General features: G+C 73.4%; 12 protein-coding genes and 3 tRNA genes. 14 read left to right on the top strand and 1 reads right to left on the bottom strand.

Translation table 11 applies throughout. The features are described 5' to 3' along the window. The first annotated feature begins 213 nt into the window (after nucleotides 1-213). On the top strand, nucleotides 214-1,809 hold the full coding sequence (gene serA, locus AC1Q5D_RS03335) for a phosphoglycerate dehydrogenase (protein WP_481737148.1): 1,596 nt from the start codon (nucleotides 214-216) through the stop codon (nucleotides 1,807-1,809). A gap of 71 nt (nucleotides 1,810-1,880) precedes the next feature. Then, a complete protein-coding gene (gene metG / locus AC1Q5D_RS03330; RefSeq protein ID WP_481737147.1) occupies nucleotides 1,881-3,443 on the top strand; it encodes a methionine--tRNA ligase in 1,563 nt (520 codons plus the stop codon). 80 nt (nucleotides 3,444-3,523) lie between these two features. Here the strand turns inward: metG and AC1Q5D_RS03325 are convergent, their stop codons facing one another. Then, nucleotides 3,524-5,197, bottom strand: coding sequence for a BCCT family transporter (locus AC1Q5D_RS03325; RefSeq protein ID WP_481737146.1), 1,674 nt, complete (start codon nucleotides 5,195-5,197; stop codon nucleotides 3,524-3,526). Nucleotides 5,198-5,279: 82 nt separating this feature from the next. On the opposite strand from AC1Q5D_RS03325, the gene AC1Q5D_RS03320 reads away from it, so the two are divergent. From AC1Q5D_RS03320 to AC1Q5D_RS03265, 12 genes are all read left to right on the top strand, one after another. Further along, on the top strand, nucleotides 5,280-5,900 hold the full coding sequence (locus AC1Q5D_RS03320) for a cob(I)yrinic acid a,c-diamide adenosyltransferase (protein WP_481737145.1): 621 nt from the start codon (nucleotides 5,280-5,282) through the stop codon (nucleotides 5,898-5,900). Between the two features lie 117 nt (nucleotides 5,901-6,017). Continuing rightward, complete coding sequence (locus tag AC1Q5D_RS03315; protein ID WP_481737144.1) at nucleotides 6,018-7,073, top strand: 3-isopropylmalate dehydrogenase; 1,056 nt, start codon at nucleotides 6,018-6,020, stop codon at nucleotides 7,071-7,073. An 88-nt stretch (nucleotides 7,074-7,161) separates the two neighbouring features. Beyond that, on the top strand, nucleotides 7,162-8,241 hold the full coding sequence (locus tag AC1Q5D_RS03310; protein ID WP_481737143.1) for a branched-chain amino acid aminotransferase: 1,080 nt from the start codon (nucleotides 7,162-7,164) through the stop codon (nucleotides 8,239-8,241). A gap of 80 nt (nucleotides 8,242-8,321) precedes the next feature. Next, nucleotides 8,322-9,083 carry a fumarylacetoacetate hydrolase family protein gene (locus AC1Q5D_RS03305; RefSeq protein WP_481737142.1) on the top strand — a complete coding sequence of 254 codons (762 nt, stop codon included), beginning with the start codon at nucleotides 8,322-8,324 and terminating at the stop codon, nucleotides 9,081-9,083. A gap of 13 nt (nucleotides 9,084-9,096) precedes the next feature. Continuing rightward, the gene (gene gltX / locus AC1Q5D_RS03300; protein ID WP_481737141.1) at nucleotides 9,097-10,611 is read left to right on the top strand and encodes a glutamate--tRNA ligase; all 1,515 of its coding nucleotides are present in this window, start codon (nucleotides 9,097-9,099) and stop codon (nucleotides 10,609-10,611) included. Continuing rightward, entirely contained in the window at nucleotides 10,608-11,405 is a 798-nt protein-coding gene (locus AC1Q5D_RS03295; RefSeq protein ID WP_481737140.1) for an HAD family hydrolase, read from the top strand. Before gltX ends, AC1Q5D_RS03295 begins: the two co-directional genes overlap by 4 nt. 68 nt (nucleotides 11,406-11,473) lie before the next feature. After that, nucleotides 11,474-11,545: transfer RNA gene (locus AC1Q5D_RS03290), tRNA-Gln, on the top strand. A gap of 65 nt (nucleotides 11,546-11,610) precedes the next feature. Further along, a tRNA-Glu gene (locus AC1Q5D_RS03285) sits at nucleotides 11,611-11,683 on the top strand. Nucleotides 11,684-11,734: 51 nt separating this feature from the next. Next, nucleotides 11,735-11,810 (top strand) — tRNA-Glu (locus AC1Q5D_RS03280). A gap of 110 nt (nucleotides 11,811-11,920) precedes the next feature. Then, nucleotides 11,921-13,657 (top strand): dynamin family protein, encoded by a 1,737-nt coding sequence (locus tag AC1Q5D_RS03275; RefSeq protein ID WP_481737139.1) that lies wholly within the window; start codon nucleotides 11,921-11,923, stop codon nucleotides 13,655-13,657. Beyond that, nucleotides 13,654-15,267, top strand: coding sequence for a GTPase (locus AC1Q5D_RS03270; RefSeq protein ID WP_481737138.1), 1,614 nt, complete (start codon nucleotides 13,654-13,656; stop codon nucleotides 15,265-15,267). The genes AC1Q5D_RS03275 and AC1Q5D_RS03270 overlap by 4 nt, the downstream gene beginning before the upstream one ends. Further along, complete coding sequence (locus AC1Q5D_RS03265) at nucleotides 15,260-16,255, top strand: thiamine-phosphate kinase (protein WP_481737137.1); 996 nt, start codon at nucleotides 15,260-15,262, stop codon at nucleotides 16,253-16,255. Before AC1Q5D_RS03270 ends, AC1Q5D_RS03265 begins: the two co-directional genes overlap by 8 nt. The last annotated feature ends 14 nt before the right edge of the window (nucleotides 16,256-16,269 follow it).

Below are 16,269 nucleotides of genomic sequence, written 5' to 3'. Positions count from 1 at the left end.
CACGCGGCGCCCGCACCGGCTCGTCCGGGGCGGGCGCCGCCGTCGTCGTGGCGCGCCGCCGCCCCCGTGGAGTAACCGGAATCACAGCGGTGCGCGGCGTCACAAGCGGGCGGAACCGGGCGGGGGCTTGGCCCGGGCCGGTAATGTGGCCACCGGGCCCGGCGTCGCCCGGGCCCGGCCCACCGCCCCTCGAAGAGTAAAGGTGCCCCCTCCGTGCCAGCCGCCAAGCCCGTCGTTCTCCTCGCCGAAGAGTTGTCCCCCGCCACCGTCGACGCCCTGGGGCCGGACTTCGAGATCCGCCAGGCCAACGGGGCGGACCGTTCCGACCTGCTCGCCTCCATCGCGGACGTCGACGCCATCCTCGTCCGCTCCGCGACGAAGGTGGATGCCGAGGCCATCGCCGCGGCCAAGAACCTCAAGGTCATTGCGCGGGCGGGCGTCGGCCTGGACAACGTGGACATCAAGGCGGCCACGCAGGCCGGCGTGATGGTCGTGAACGCGCCGACGTCCAACATCATCTCCGCCGCCGAGCTGACCGTCGGGCACATCGTCTCGCTGGCCCGCCGGATCCCGGCCGCCAACGCATCGCTGAAGTCGGGGGAGTGGAAGCGCTCCAAGTACTCGGGCGTCGAGCTGTTCGAGAAGACGGCCGGCATCATCGGCCTCGGTCGCATCGGCGCCCTCGTCGCGCAGCGCCTGCAGGGCTTCGGCATGGACGTCGTCGCCTTCGACCCCTACGTGACCCCCGCCCGCGCCCAGCAGCTGGGCGTGCGGCTGCTCGAGCTCGACGAGCTGCTGGCCACCGCCGACTTCATCACGATCCACATGCCGAAGACCCCGGAGACCGTGGGCATGCTCGGGGCCGACGCGTTCGCGAAGATGAAGGACAGCGCGTACGTCGTCAACGTCGCCCGCGGCGGCCTGGTCGACGAGAAGGCGCTCTACGAGGCCCTGCGCGAGGGGGCGATCGCCGGCGCCGGGATCGACGTCTTCGAGTCCGAGCCGTCCACCGACCTGCCGTTCTTCGACTTCGAGAACGTCACCGTCACCCCGCACCTGGGCGCCTCGACCAACGAGGCGCAGGAGAAGGCCGGCATCTCCGTGGCCAAGTCCGTGCGCCTGGCCCTGGCCGGCGAGCTGGTCCCGGACGCCGTGAACGTCGCGGGCGGCGTGATCGACCCGAGCGTCCGGCCGGGCATCCCGCTGATGGAGAAGCTGGGCCGGATCTTCACGGCGCTGACGCACGACTCGCTGACCTCGATCGACATCGAGGTCGCGGGCGAGATCGCCGAGCTCGACGTCAAGGCCCTCGAGCTCGCCGCCCTGAAGGGCGTGTTCATGGACGTCGTCTCCGAGCAGGTCTCCTATGTCAACGCGCCGGTGCTCGCCGAGCAGCGCGGCGTCGTCGCCCGCCTGGTCACCACCGCGGAGTCGCCGGAGTTCCGCAACGTGCTGACGCTGCGCGGCGCCCTGTCCGACGGCACCCAGCTCTCCGTCGCCGGCACGCTGACCGGCCCGAAGCAGATCGAGAAGCTGGTCGGCATCAACGGCTACGAGATCGAGATCCCGATCCCCGAGCACCTGATCGTGCTGCGCTACCAGGACCGTCCCGGCGTCATCGGCTCGCTCGGCAACATCCTGGGCGGCCGCGGCGTGAATATCGCCGGCATGCAGGTCGCCCGCCTCGCCGAACACGGCGAGGCCCTGGCCGTCCTCTCCATCGACGCCGCCCTGCCCGCGGGCATCCTGGCCGAGATCGCCGAGACCGTGGGCGCGACGGTCGCCCGGGAGGTCGACCTCGAGGCCTGACCCGCCAGCGCGTCCGGGGGGCGGCCCGCCACACGGCGGTCCGCCCCCCGCGCGTACGGTAGATTTCTAGGGTGACTTCAACGCAGGACCCGACCCCGTACTACATCACGACCGCCATCTCGTACCCGAACGGGCGGCCGCACATCGGCCACGCCTACGAGTTCATTGCCACGGACGCGATGGCGCGGTTCAAGCGGCTGGACGGCTTCGACGTCCTGTTCCTGACCGGTACGGACGAGCACGGGCAGAAGATGCTGCAGACCGCCCAGCAGGAGGGTCTCAGTCCCCGCGAACTGGCCCAGCGGAACTCCGACGTCTTCCAGGCCACGCAGGACGAGCTGGGCATCAGCTACGACCGGTTCATCCGCACCACCGACGCCGACCACCACGAGGCCGTCCAGGCCATCTGGCGGCGCATGGAGGCCAACGGGGACATCTACCTCGACAAGTACGCGGGCTGGTACTCCGTCCGCGACGAGGCCTACTACCACGAGGACGAGACGGAGCTGCGCGCGGACGGCGTCCGCTACGCCAAGGAGACCGACACGGAGGTCACCTGGACGGAGGAGGAGTCCTACTTCTTCCGGCTCTCCGCCTACCAGGGCAAGCTGCTCGCCCTCTACGCGGAGCAGCCCGACTTCGGGGCGCCCCGCTCGCGCTTCAACGAGGTCATCCGCTTCGTCGAGCGCGGGCTGGAGGACCTGTCGATCTCCCGCACCACGTTCGACTGGGGCGTCCCCGTGCCGGGCAACGACCGGCACGTCATGTACGTCTGGGTCGACGCGCTGACCAACTACCTCACCGGCGCCGGGTTCCCGAACACGGATTCCGAGGAGTTCTCCCGCTACTGGCCGGCGGACGTGCACGTCATCGGCAAGGACATCTCACGCTTCCACGCCATCTACTGGCCGGCGTTCCTGATGTCGGCCGGGCTGGAGCTGCCGCGCCGCGTCATGATCCACGGCCACCTGCACAACAACGGCGTCAAGATGTCCAAGTCGCTGGGCAACGTCGTGGCGCCGTCGGACTGGGTCGCCGCCTACGGCCTGGACCAGATGCGCTTCTTCCTGCTCCGCGAGGTCCCGTTCGGCGCCGACGGCAACTACAGCCACGAGGCCATCGTCGGGCGCATGAACGCCGACCTGGCGAACAACCTCGGCAACCTGGCCCAGCGGTCGCTGTCGATGGTCGCCAAGAACTGCGGCGGGGCCGTGCCGCGGCCCGGCGCGTTCACGGAGGCCGACCGGGCACTGCTCGACGCGGCGGCGGGGCTGCTCGAGGCCAACCGCGACGCGTACTCGCGCCAGGAGTTCTCCCGGGCCCTCGAGGCCATCTGGACCGTCCTCGGCGACACGAACGCCTACTTCGCCGAGCAGCAGCCGTGGGTCCTGCGCAAGACGGACCCGGAGCGGATGGAGACCGTGCTCTACACGACGCTCGAGGTGCTGCGCCGCGTCGCCCTGCTGGTCCAGCCGGTCATGCCGGATTCGGCCGAGTCGCTGCTGGACGTCCTCGGCCAGCCGGAGGGCGCCGCCCGCGCCTTCGGGGCCTTCGACACGCCGCTCGAGTCCGGGACGCCGCTTCCGGCTCCGCGGCCGATCTTCCCCCGCTTCGAGGAGCCGACCGAGGCCTAGGCCGGAGGCGGCGAACACGCACGAGGGGCCCGCGACGCACGTCGCGGGCCCCTCGTCTGTTTCGGCCGGAGGTGGCGCCCCTAGCCGGCGTCCGGCCGGTCGCCGCGGCCGCCGTCGGGGTCCTCCGCGGGGACCGCGAACGGCGCCGTCTCGGGAACCCGGACGGTGGGCCGGACCGCGCCCACCCGGCGTTGGCGCAAGGGGTCCCGGCGAAGGTCCGCGTAGAGTCCCACGCACAACAGGATGATGATCACCACGAACGGGCTGGCCGCGATGATCGTGAACGTCTGCAGGGCCCCCAGGCCGCCGACCCAGAGGAGCACGCCGGCCACGGTTCCGGTCAGCACGGCCCAGAGGACCGTGATGGGGCGCCAGGGCTCCTTGCCGCGCGAGGAGAGCGTGCCCATCACGAGGGCGCCGGAGTCGCCGCTGGTGATGAAGAAGATCGAGGTGAGGAGCATGACGAGCCCGGCCGCGACGGGGAACAGCGGCAGGTTCTGCAGGGTGGCGAAGAATCCCGCGGCCTCGTCGCCGGTGCCGGCGATGTCGATGCCGTTCAGCTGCAGGCGGATCCCGGTGCCGCCGAGCACGGTGAACCAGACGAAGCTCGCGGTGGAGGGCACGAGCAGGACGCCGACGACGAACTCGCGGATGGTCCGGCCCTGCGAGATGCGTGCGATGAACGTCCCGACGAACGGCGTCCACGAAATCCACCAGGCCCAGTAGAAGACGGTCCAGCTGGCCATCCATTCGGCGCCGCCGAAAATGCCCGAGTGGAAGCTCATGGGGACCAGCTCGGTGAGGTACGCGCCGAGCGCGGCCGGCAGCAGGTCGAGGATGAAGAGCGTGGGCCCGACGACGAACACGAACACCATCAGGATGAAGGCCAGGACGAGGTTCGTGTTGGAGAGCCACTTGATGCCCTTGGAGACACCGCTGGCCGCGGACAGGACCACCGCCACGGTCAGCACGCTGATCACGGTGATCGGCAGGGCCTTGCCCGGGTCCTCCTGGAACTCCCCGGTGGACAGGAGTGCGAGCCCCGAGGCGATCTGCAGCGCGCCGAGGCCCATGGATGTGGCCGTGCCGAACTTCGTGCAAATGAGGGCGAGCACGTCGATCGGCTTGCCCCATCCCTTCTTCTCGATCCGCTCGGCGCCGAACAGCCCCTGGAACGGCGCGCTGATCAGGTTTCCCCGGCCCATGCGGAACGTCGAGTACGCGATCGCCAGGCCGACGACGGAGTAGATGGCCCAGGGGTGGAGGGCCCAGTGGAAGAGCGTGTAGGCCATGGACTGCCGTGCGGCCTCCTGGGTGCCGGCCTGCGCCTCGACGAAGGGTGGCGGGCTCGTCATGTGGGTCACCGGCTCGTAGACCCCGAAGAACATCAGGCCGATCCCCATGCCGGCGGCGAACATCATGGCGATCCACGACATCGTCGAGAATTCCGGCTTCTCCCCGTCCTGCGAGAGGGGAATGCTGCCGTAGCGCCCGAAGGCCAGGATGAGTGCGAAGGCCACGAAACCCGTCGCCGTCAGGACGAAGAGCCAACCGACGTTTTGGGTGACCCAGGCCAGGACGTTGCCGGACCAGGCCTCAAGCCCCTCCGTGAAGACGATGCCGGCGATGAGGACGGCGACGATGATGCCGGTGGCGGCACCGAAGACGGTCTTGTCGACGGACGCCCACCCCTCTTTCAGGGGCATTCGGGCGCTGTCCGGCGGGTCGGGGATGTGCGGTGCGTGTGGTCTCATGGTGCCTCACTGTTGGCGGCACGGCCGGACGGGCCGCGCGGTGGGTGGTTACGGGCCAGTAGGACGCCAGTATAGTGACGGCATGACCGAGAACCACCAAACCCCGGCCGCTTCCTCCCGCGACACCTCCGGCGTCGACTACTTCGGCGACACCGGGCAAACCCAATTCGGCGGGCACGGCGAAGTGTCCAAGAACGACGTCAGGTACGTCGCCTACGACGAAGTGGACGCCGCCGGCGCCTCGGTCAGCGTCGTCATGGCCGCTGGGTCCCTGGCCCCGGAGACGCTCGACCTGCTCCTGAGCGTCCAAAACGACCTGTTCGATGTCCTCGCGGACCTCAGCCAACCGCTGACGTCGCCGCAACCGGCCCCCGCGCGTGTGGTCCCTGCGCACGTCGAGCGGCTCGAGCGTGCCATCGAGCACTACACCGACCTGGCCAGCGACCTGAGCGGCCGCATCCTGCCCGGCGGGACGCTGACGGCGAGCCTTCTCTTCCAGGCCCGGGGCGTGGTGCGGCGGGCCGAGCGGGCCGTCTGGCTCGCCGTGGAGTCCCACCCCGAGGCCGTCAACCGCGAGGCGGCCCGCTACATGAACCGGTTGTCGGCCCTGCTGTTCGTCATCGCCCGCGGGGCGAACGTCGAACACGGCGACGTGCAGTGGGTCCCCGAGTCCTCGGTGCACCCCGCGCCCGAGGCGGAGTAGCGCGGCGGGCGCGCGCCGGTCCGTCGTGGGGCGGGGCCGCGGCACCGGGCCCGACGGCGGGCGTCCACGATGCGGTCCGCTTTGTTCGGCATGCGGACGCCCGCCTATTCTGGGCGCATGAGCAGAACGATCGACCTGGCCGTCATCCCCGGGGACGGCATCGGACCGGAAGTCGTCGCGGAGGCCGTGAAGGTCATGCGCCGCGCCACGGAGGGCGGCGACGCCGCCCTGTCCCTGACCGAGTACTCCCTCGGCGCCGCCCACTGGCTGGAGACGGGGGAGACCCTCTCCGACGCGACACTCGAGCGCCTGCGCGGCCACGAGGCCATCCTCTTCGGCGCCGTGGGCGCGGCCCCCGGCGACGCGCGCATCCCGTCGGGCCTCATCGAGCGCGACCTGCTGCTGAAGCTGCGCTTCACGCTCGACCACTACGTCAACCTCCGTCCCGCCCGTCTCTACCCGGGCGTGCCCAGCCCGCTGGCGGACGCCGGCGACATCGACTTCGTCGTGGTCCGCGAAGGCACCGAAGGGCCCTACGTCGGCAACGGCGGGGCGCTGCGCGTCGGCACGGAGCACGAGATCGCCACCGAGGTCTCCGTCAACACGGCGCACGGAGTCCGCCGGGTGGTCCGGGACGCGTTCCGCCGTGCCGCCGCCCGCCCGCGGCGCAAGCTCACGCTCGTCCACAAGCACAACGTGCTCGTCCATGCCGGGCACCTGTGGCGCCGCACGGTCGAGGACGTGGCCGCGGAGTTCCCCGAGGTCACCCACGACTACATGCACGTCGACGCCGCGACCATCTTCATGACCACGGACCCGGCCCGTTTCGACGTCATCGTCACGGACAACCTCTTCGGCGACATCCTCACGGACCTGGCCGGCGCCGTCACCGGCGGCATCGGCCTCGCCGCCTCCGGCAACATCAACATGGACGGCACGGCGCCGAGCATGTTCGAGCCCGTCCACGGCTCCGCGCCCGACATCGCGGGCCAGCAGAAGGCGGATCCGACGGCGGCGATCCTCTCCGGGGCGCTGCTGCTCGAGCACGTCGGCCTGCCCGAGGCGGCGCGCCGCATCGAGGCGGCGGTCGAAGCCGACCTCGCCGGCCGCGGCGGCACGGGCGCCCGGACGACGGCGGAGATCGGCGACGCCGTCGCCGCGGGCGTAGCCTAGGCTTTGGTTAGGCCCCGGTAACCGGGGCACCGGCGGCGCGGTCCTCCGCGCCGCCGCCGTCCCCCGATAAGGAAAGTGCGCCGGCACCATGGATTTCTCCCTGAAGCTCTCGAACCAGCCCAAGTCCGCCCAGGAGCGGGCGGCCATCCTGGCCAACCCGGGGTTCGGCGACCACTTCACGGACCACACCGCCGTCGTCGACTGGAGCATCGACGGGGGCTGGCACGATGCGCGGATCGAGCCGTACGGCCCGATCCCGATGGATCCCGCCGCGGCCGTGCTGCACTACGGGCAGGAGATCTTCGAGGGACTCAAGGCGTACCACCACGCCGACGGCTCCGTGTGGACCTTCCGGCCGGAGGCCAACGCCGCGCGCTTCAACACGTCCGCCCGGCGGCTGGCGCTGCCCGAACTGCCCGAGGGCGCGTTCGTGGAGTCCCTGCGCCGGCTCGTCGAGGCCGACCGCGACTGGGTCCCGACGGGCGACGGCGAGGCCCTCTACCTGCGCCCCTTCATGTTCGCCACCGAGGCGTTCCTCGGCGTCCGCCCGTCCCACCGGGTGTCGTACCGGGTCATCGCCTCGCCCGCCGGAAACTACTTCGGCGGCGAGCTGAAGCCCGTGTCGATCTGGCTGTCGACCAGCTACGCCCGGGCCGGCCGCGGCGGCACCGGCGAGGCCAAGTGCGGGGGCAACTACGCCGCGTCCCTGGCCGCGCAGCTGGAGGCGGAGGCCCAGGGCTGCAAGCAGGTCCTGTTCCTCGATCCGTTCAACGACGACGCCGTGGAGGAACTCGGCGGCATGAACGTGTTCTTCGTCTTCCGCGACGGCCGGCTCGTCACCCCCGCGCTCAACGGCAACATCCTCCACGGGGTGACCCGCTCGTCCGTGCTCGAGCTCGCCCGGGAGCGCGGCCTCGACGTGCAGGAGCGCAAGATCACGCTCGACGAGTGGCGCGAGGCGGCCGCGGACGGGTCCCTGTCCGAGGTCTTCGCGTGCGGCACCGCCGCCGTCATCACCCCCATCGGCGAGCTCAAGACCGCGGACGGCAGCATCGGCTGCGGCGAGCCCGGCCCGGACTCCGTGGCCATGTCCATCCGGAAGGAACTGTTGGGCATCCAGACCGGCAGGGTCGAGGACACGCGGGGCTGGCTCACGCGGCTGGCCTAGCCGGGAGGCGGGGACCGCGGCGGCGCCCCGGGCGGGACGCGCGGCGACCGGCGGGCCGGCCGTGAATTAGGCTGTCCACCATGCGTATTGCACGATTCGTCGTTGACTCCGATCCCCTATACGGCGTCGTGGAGGGCGACGAGGTCGCCGCCATCGCCGGAGACCCGTTCTTCCAGGGCGTCCAGCCCACCGGCCAGCGGCACGCCCTCGACGACGTCCGCCTCGTGGCCCCCATCATCCCGCGGTCGAAGGTCGTGTGCTTCGGCCGGACCTACGCCGACCACGCGGCGGAGCTGGGCAACGAGGTGCCCGCCTCGCCGCTCATGTTCCTCAAGCCCAACACGTCCGTGGCGGGGCCGGGGGAGCCGGTGACGCTGCCGTCCTTCTCCGACGAGGTCTCCTACGAGGCCGAGCTCGCCGTCGTCATCGGCCGCATCTGCAAGGACGTCCCGCCGGAGAAGGTCCCCGACGTGGTCTTCGGCTACACGTGCGCCAACGACCTCACCGCCCGCGACGCGCAGCGCACCGACGGCCAGTGGGCCCGCGCCAAGGGATGGGACGGCTCCTGCCCGATCGGGCCGTGGATCGAGACCGACTTCGACCCGGAGTCCGTCCGCGTGACCGGCAGGCTCGACGGGAAGACCGTCCAGGACGGAGACACCTCCGACCTCGTGTGGGGCGTGCCCGACCTCGTGTCCTTCGCGTCCCAGGCGTTCACGCTCCTGCCCGGGGACATCCTGCTGACCGGCACCCCCGCCGGGGTCGGGACCCTGACCGAGGGCCAGCGGTTCGAGGTCGAGGTCGAGGGCATCGGCACGCTGGCCAATGTCTTCCGCCGGTAGACTCGGGGCCACCATGACTGACTCATCCCCGATCCCCACGGTGACCGAAGAAACCCCCGTCCGCGTGCGCTTCTGCCCCTCCCCGACGGGGACGCCGCACGTCGGCCTGATCCGCACCGCCCTGTTCAACTGGGCCTACGCCCGGCACACGGGCGGCAAGCTCGTGTTCCGCATCGAGGACACGGACGCCGCGCGCGACTCCGAGGAGAGCTTCAACCAGCTCCTCGACGCCCTCGACTGGATGGGCATCACCTGGGACGAGGGCGTCAACGTCGGCGGCCCGCACGAGCCCTACCGCCAGTCCCAGCGCGGCGACATCTACGCGGACGTCATCGCCAGGCTCAAGGACGCGGGCCATCTCTACGAGGACTTTTCCACGCCGGAGGAGGTCGAGGCCCGCCACCGCGCCGCGGGCCGCGACCCGAAGCTCGGCTACGACAACCACGACCGCGACCTGACGCCGGAGCAGGTGGAGGCCTACCGCGCGGAGGGCCGCCAGCCCGTGCTGCGGCTCCGGATGCCCGACGAGGACCTCGTCTTCACGGACCTCGTCCGCGGCGAGATCACGTTCCGCGCCGGCTCGGTGCCCGACTTCGCCGTCGTCCGCGCCAACGGCCGCCCGCTCTACACGCTGGTCAACCCCGTCGACGACGCGCTGATGGGCATCACGCACGTCCTGCGCGGCGAGGACCTGCTCTCCTCGACGCCGCGCCAGATCGCGCTCTACCGGGCGCTGCTGGACATCGGCGTCGCCAAGTACATGCCGCGGTTCGGGCACCTGCCGTACGTCATGGGCCAGGGCAACAAGAAGCTCTCCAAGCGCGACCCCGAGTCGAGCCTCTTCCTGCACCGCGAGCGCGGCTTCATCCGCGAGGGGCTGCTCAACTACCTGGCGCTGCTGGGCTGGAGCCTCTCCGCGGACGAGGACGTGTTCACGGTCGACGAGCTGGTCAAGCACTTCGAGGTCACGGATGTCCTCTCCAACCCGGCCCGCTTCGACCTGAAGAAGGCCGAGGCCATCAACGGCACCCACGTGCGCCGGCTGGACCCGGCCGACTTCCGCGGGCGCCTCCTTCCGTACCTGCGCCACGCGCAGCTCGTGGGGGAGGAGCCGACGCCGCGGCAGCTGGAGGTCCTGGAGCAGGCCGCCCCGCTCGTGCAGGAGCGCATCACGCTGCTCGGCGAGGCCCCGGACATGCTCGAGTTCCTCTTCCGGTCCGACGACGAGGTCGTGGTCGCCGCGGACGCCCTCAAGGGCCTTCCCGGCAACGCGGACGAGGTCCTGGACAGCGCGATCGCCGTCCTCTCGGAACTCGCCGACTTCACCGCGGCATCGATCGAGGAGGTCCTGCGCCACGCACTCGTCGACGGGCTCGGCATCAAGCCGCGGCACGCCTTCGGCCCGGTCCGCGTCGGCGTCTCCGGCAAGCGGGTGTCCCCGCCCCTGTTCGAGTCCATGGAGATCCTCGGCAAGGAGTCCTCCCTGGCCCGCCTGCGGGCGTTCCGGACGGACCTGGCGTCCCTGTGACCGGCCCCGCGATCACGGGCGTGCTCTTCGACATCGACGACACGCTCGTGGACCTGGCCACGGCGGCCCGCGACGCGTTCGAGGCGCTCAGCGCGGGGCACCTGTCCCGCGCCGGCGCCGAGGCGCGCGCGGCCGCGGCCGAGGGATTCGTCGGCGACCGCTGGGGACACTACGAGCGGTACATGGCCGGCGAGCTCACGTTCACCGGCCAGCGCATCGCCCGGCTGCGCCGCGCCTATTCCGGGGCCGGCGGTCCGGAACTCGACGACGGGCAGGCCGAGGCCTGGTCCGCCGCCTACGAGGAGGCCGTGCGCGGGGCGTGGGCCCCGTTCGCGGACGCCCACCCCTGTCTGGACGCGCTCGACGCGCTGGGCGTGCCCTACGGTGCGGTCTCCAACAACGTGGCCGAGTACCAGCGCCGCAAGCTCGACGCCGCGGGCCTGGGCCGGGTGGGCCACGTGGTGGGCTCCGACACCGCCGGCGCCCCCAAGCCCGCCGCGGAACCGTTTTTGGAGGGCGCGCGGCTGCTGGGCAGCGTTCCGGCGCGCACCCTCTACGTGGGGGACAACCCGGTGAACGACGTCGCGGGCGCCCGGGGCGCCGGCCTGCCCGCGGTCCTGCTCGACCGCACGCGCACGCCCGCCGCGCCCGGGGACCTCGCGGCCGCGCTGCGCGCCGGCGAGGCGGGCGTTGCGGCCGATCTCGCGGCCGTGGCGGGTGCCGTCGCGGAGCTCCTGGGAGGGAGACGCACGCCACACGCCCCCGGTTTTGAAATCCGCGAAGGGGCCGTGTAAAGTAAATACTCGTGTTGAGGCGCTGGAAAGCGGGCCGAGAGGCCGGATTTCCGGAGGCCGAGACCCTTTGGGATATGGTGTAATTGGCAACACTACGGTTTCTGGTACCGTCATTCTAGGTTCGAGTCCTGGTATCCCAGCGCTACGGTCCCCGCTTGACGGCGGGGATCGGCACTGTCGGCAGGCTACTGGCCGACAGGGCTACGGCCCCATCGTATAGCGGCCTAGTACGCCGCCCTCTCACGGCGGTAACGCGGGTTCGAATCCCGCTGGGGTCACTGTCCGCAAGGACAAGGCGGCATCGGCCTTCATCCGGTGCATGGTGATACGGCCCCATCGTATAGCGGCCTAGTACGCCGCCCTCTCACGGCGGTAACGCGGGTTCGAATCCCGCTGGGGTCACCAACCACGCAGGGCCCGGACCACACGGTCCGGGCCCTGCGGCGTTTCCGGGGTCCGCCGGGCCGGTTCCCGGAGACCGCCGCCGCGCGCCACGCATTTGGCATGATGGTCGCGTGAGCAACGACGACGAACCGGGCCAGCCGCCCGCGGCACGCGCCCTCGAGGGCCTGGAGCGGGCCCGCGCCGCGCTGGGCGCCGTCCGGCTGCCGTTCGAGCTGCCCTCGGCGGCCTCGGACCGCGAGCACCTTGCCGCGGTGCTCGTCCAGCTCGACGACTACCTCCTGCCCCGGCTCCGGCACCTCGACGCGCCGCTGCTGGCCGTCGTCGGGGGCTCGACGGGCGCCGGGAAGTCGACGCTGGTGAACACGCTGGCCGGGCGCCTGGTGACGCGCGCCGGCGCGATCCGCCCCACGACGCGGCGCCCCATCCTGCTCCACCATCCCGACGACGCCGCCTGGTTCACCGGCCCCCGCGTCCTGCCGTCCCTGGCCCGGGTCGACTCCGCAGCGGACGGGACCGACGAGGGGGACGAGGCCACCGGCGCCGTCGTGCTCGTGGCCGAGCCCTCGCTCGGCCCGGGAATGGCGCTGCTCGACGCGCCGGACATCGACTCCGTGGCGGACGAGAACCGACGCCTGGCCGGCCAGCTGCTCTCGGCCGCCGACCTGTGGGTCTTCACCACGACCGCCAACCGCTACGCCGACGCGGTCCCGTGGCGCCTGCTCACCGAGGCGGCCTCCCGCGACATCACCGTCGCCGTCGTGCTGAACCGGGTCCCGCCCGGCGTCGCGGACGAGGTCGCCACCGACCTGCGCCGCATGCTCGACGCCGAGGGCCTCGGCGAAGCACGGCTGTTCACGGTCGGCGAGCAGGCGACCCACGCCGACGGGCTCCTGGAACCGCGTGCGGTGGCCGACCTGCGCGCATGGCTGTCCCGCCTCGCCGGCGACGCCGCGCAGCGCCACGGCGTCGCCCGCCGCACGCTGGCCGGGGCGCTGTCCGGACTCGCCCCGCGGCTGGCCGCCGTCGCGGCCGCCGCCGCCGCCCAGCGCGACGCCGAGGCGGCCCTGCGCGGCGCCGTCGAGGAGGCCTACTCGCGCGCCGCGGAGGACGTGCGCGCGGCGACGCGCGACGGCGAGCTCCTGCGCGGGGAGGTCCTGGCCCGCTGGCAGGACTTCGTCGGGACCGGGGAGTTCATGCGCGGGGTCGAGGACCGCATCGGCCGCCTCCGCGACCGCGTCGCCGCCTACCTGGGCGGCCGCCCGCAACCGGCCGTGTCCGTGGAGCAGGCGATCGAGACGGGGCTGCACGCCGTCGTCGTGGCCTCCGCCGCGCGCGCCGCCGAGGAGGCCGACGCCGCGTGGCGGACGCATCCGGCCGGACGCGCGCTGCTCGGCGACGACGACCTCGCCGCCGTGCCGGAGGGTTTTTCGGCGGAGGCCGCCGAATCCATCCGCGCCTGGCAGTCCGACCTGCTCGAGCTCATCCGGGCGGAGGGCGAGGGCAAGCGCCTGCGCGCCCGGCTGGTGTCCTTCGGCGTCAACGGCGTCGCCGTCGCGCTCATGGTCGTCGTCTTCGCGTCCACGGCCGGGCTCACCGGCCTCGAGGTTGGCATCGCCGGCGGCTCCGCCGTCCTCGGCCAGAAGCTCCTTGAGGCCGTCTTCGGCGAGGACGCCGTCCGCCGGCTCGCCCGCCGGGCCCGCGACCTGCTCGACGAGCGCTGCCGCGCGCTGCTCGAGGCCGAGGCCGCGCGCTTCCTCGAGCGCCTCCCGTCCCCGGTGCCGGACCCCGCCGAGATCACCGCCCAGCAGCGCGCGGTCGACGCCGCCGCCCGGGCGGTCGCCCCGTGACGGGCCGGGCACGCGCCAGGGCCGCCTCCGCCGTCGGCGTGCGTCTCGAGGCGCTGGAGGAGGCCGTCGACCTGGCCCGCGGCCGCGTCCCCGCTGCCGTCCTCGACGGTGCGGACGCGGTCCTGGCCCGGGCCTCGAAGCGCCGCGCCCTGAGCGCCGGGCACACCGTCGTGGGCTTCTTCGGGACCACCGGCAGCGGCAAGTCGTCCCTGTTCAACGCCGTCACGGGGACGGACCGCGCCCGCGTCGCCGCCACACGCCCCACCACGGCCCAGCCGCTGGCCGCCGTCCGCGGGCCCGAGGGCAGCGGCGAGCTGCTGGACTGGCTGGGGGTGGCCGAGCGCGCGGAGATCGACGCGCTGCCGGGCCCCGGGGCGGACGCGGACGGGCTGATCCTGCTCGACCTGCCCGACATCGACTCCACCGCGAGGGCCCACCGGGAGACCGCCGAGCGCCTGGCCGGACAGGTCGATGTCCTCGTCTGGGTCGTCGACCCGCAGAAGTACGCCGACGCGGCCGTGCACCGGGACTTCCTGGCCCCGCTGCGCGCGTTGGATGCGGTCACGCTCGTCGTCCTGAACCAGGTCGACCGGCTCGGCCCCGGAGAGGCCGGCCCGGTGGTCGACTCCCTGCGTTCCCTCGTCGAGCAGGAGGGCCTCCGCCGCTCCCGGGTCCTGGCGACCTCGGCGACGACCGGCGAGGGCGTGGACGCGCTGCGCTCGGAGATCGCCGCGTACGCGCGACGGCGCCGGGCCTCCACGGAGCGGCTCGCCGCGGACGCGGACGGGCTCGCCGCCCGGCTGGCCCCCTACGCCGAGGGCGCCGGAGCCGGGGCCGGCACCGCGGCGGGGGAGCGGCTCGCCACCGAGCTGGCCGGGGCCGCGGGCGTGGCCGCCGTCGTGGACGCCGTCGCCCGGTCCTACCGGCACCGGGCCCGGTCCCGGACGGGCTGGCCCCTGACCCGCTGGCTGGGCGGGCTGCGGGTCGACCCGCTGCGGCGGCTGCACCTGGACGGCCGGGGCGCGGACCCCTCCGTCCACCGCACCTCGCTGCCCGCCCCGGGGCCGGCCCAGCACGCCCGCTCGGAGGCGGCGGTGAGGCACTACGCGGAGGCCGCGTCCGCGGGCCTGCCCGAGGTCTGGCGGGGGTCCGTGCGCCGGGCCGCGCGCCAGAGCGCGCCCGTCCTGCCCGACCGGCTCGACCAGGCCATCGCCTCCACGGACCTCGGCGCCCGCCGCGGCTCCTGGTGGTGGCCCCTGGCCGGGCTCCTGCAGTGGCTCGCCCTGGCCTGCGCGGTCGCCGGGGCCGGTTGGCTCCTGGCGATCGCCGGGGCCGGGTTCCTCCAGGTGCAGCTGCCCCCGCCCCCGCGCGTCGAGGGCTTCGCCGTGCCCACCCTGATGCTCGCGGCGGGCCTCGCGGCCGGGATCCTGGTCGCCCTGGCGTCCGGCGTCGCGTCGCGGGTGGGCGCCCGGTGGCGGGCACGCGCCGCCCGGCGCCGGCTCCTGGCGGCGGTGCGCCGGGTGGCCGAGGAGCACGTCGCGCGGCCCGTCGCCGCCGAGCTGGACCGCTTCGGCGGGTTCCGCGCCGCCGTCGGGAGGGCCCGTGGCTGACGCGCGCGGCCCGCACACCGTGGCGGGCCTGGGCGAGGCCGGCGTGCTGGCGCGGATCCTGCCCCGCCTCGCCGGCCCGGAGCCCCTGCTCGGCCCCGGCGACGACTGCGCCGTCGTCGCCGCGCCCGACGGGCGCTTCGTGGTCACGGTGGACACGCTCGTCCAGGACCAGGACTTCCGCCTCGAATGGGAGGGGCCGCGCGACGCCGGCCACGACGTCGGCTGGAAGGCCGCCGCCCAGAACCTCTCCGACGTCAACGCCATGGGCGCCGTGGCGACCGCCGCCGTCGTCAGCCTCACGCTGCCCGGCACCACCCCCGTGGCCTGGGTCGAGGCCTTCGCCGACGGCTTCGCGGCCGCGTGCCGCGACCTCGGGGCGGACCGCTGCGCCGTCGCCGGCGGGGACCTCGGCCGGGGGCGGGAGATCTCCGTGACGACGGCGGTCACCGGCGACCTGGAGGGCCGCGAGCCCGTCCTGCGCTCCGGCGCCCGCCCCGGCGACACCGTCGCCGTCGCCGGCCGCCTCGGCTGGGCCGGCGCCGGGCTCGCCCTGCTCGAGGCGCCGGGCGGCGCGGAGTGGGGCGAGCGGGAACGCGCCCTCGTCGACGCGCAGGTGCGGCCGCGCCCCCCGCTCGCGGCGGGACCGGCCGCGGCCGCCGCCGGGGCGACGGCCATGATGGACCTCTCGGACGGCCTCGCGCGCGACGTACCCCGCCTCGCCGCGGCCTCGGGCGTCGACATCGTCCTGGACGCCGACGCGCTCCGCGCGGCCGGAGCGCCGCTGGCCGCCGCCGCCGAACGGCTCGGGGCGGACCCGCTCGACTGGGTGCTCGGCGGCGGCGAGGACTTCGGCGTGCTCGCCTGCTTCCCTGCCGGCGGCCCCCCGCCCCAGGGTTTCGTGGCGATCGGGCGGTGCGAGCCCGGGTCCGGGCGGCTCCGCGTCCCCGGCGCCGTGACCGTGGCGGACGGGTGGGACCACTTCGGCTAGGGTCGTGACCGGAG

The organism is Arthrobacter paludis, from assembly GCF_056782315.1.
This window is presented reverse-complemented; position numbering and strand designations above follow the sequence as displayed.

Excerpts from the sequence above, each read along its gene's own strand:
- AC1Q5D_RS03325 (WP_481737146.1), bottom strand. The coding sequence starts at position 5,197 with ATGAGACCACACGCACCGCACATCCCCGACCCGCCGGACAGCGCCCGA.
- AC1Q5D_RS03320 (WP_481737145.1), top strand. The coding sequence starts at position 5,280 with ATGACCGAGAACCACCAAACCCCGGCCGCTTCCTCCCGCGACACCTCC.
- AC1Q5D_RS03315 (WP_481737144.1), top strand. The coding sequence starts at position 6,018 with ATGAGCAGAACGATCGACCTGGCCGTCATCCCCGGGGACGGCATCGGA.
- AC1Q5D_RS03310 (WP_481737143.1), top strand. The coding sequence starts at position 7,162 with ATGGATTTCTCCCTGAAGCTCTCGAACCAGCCCAAGTCCGCCCAGGAG.
- AC1Q5D_RS03305 (WP_481737142.1), top strand. The coding sequence starts at position 8,322 with ATGCGTATTGCACGATTCGTCGTTGACTCCGATCCCCTATACGGCGTC.
- gltX (WP_481737141.1), top strand. The coding sequence starts at position 9,097 with ATGACTGACTCATCCCCGATCCCCACGGTGACCGAAGAAACCCCCGTC.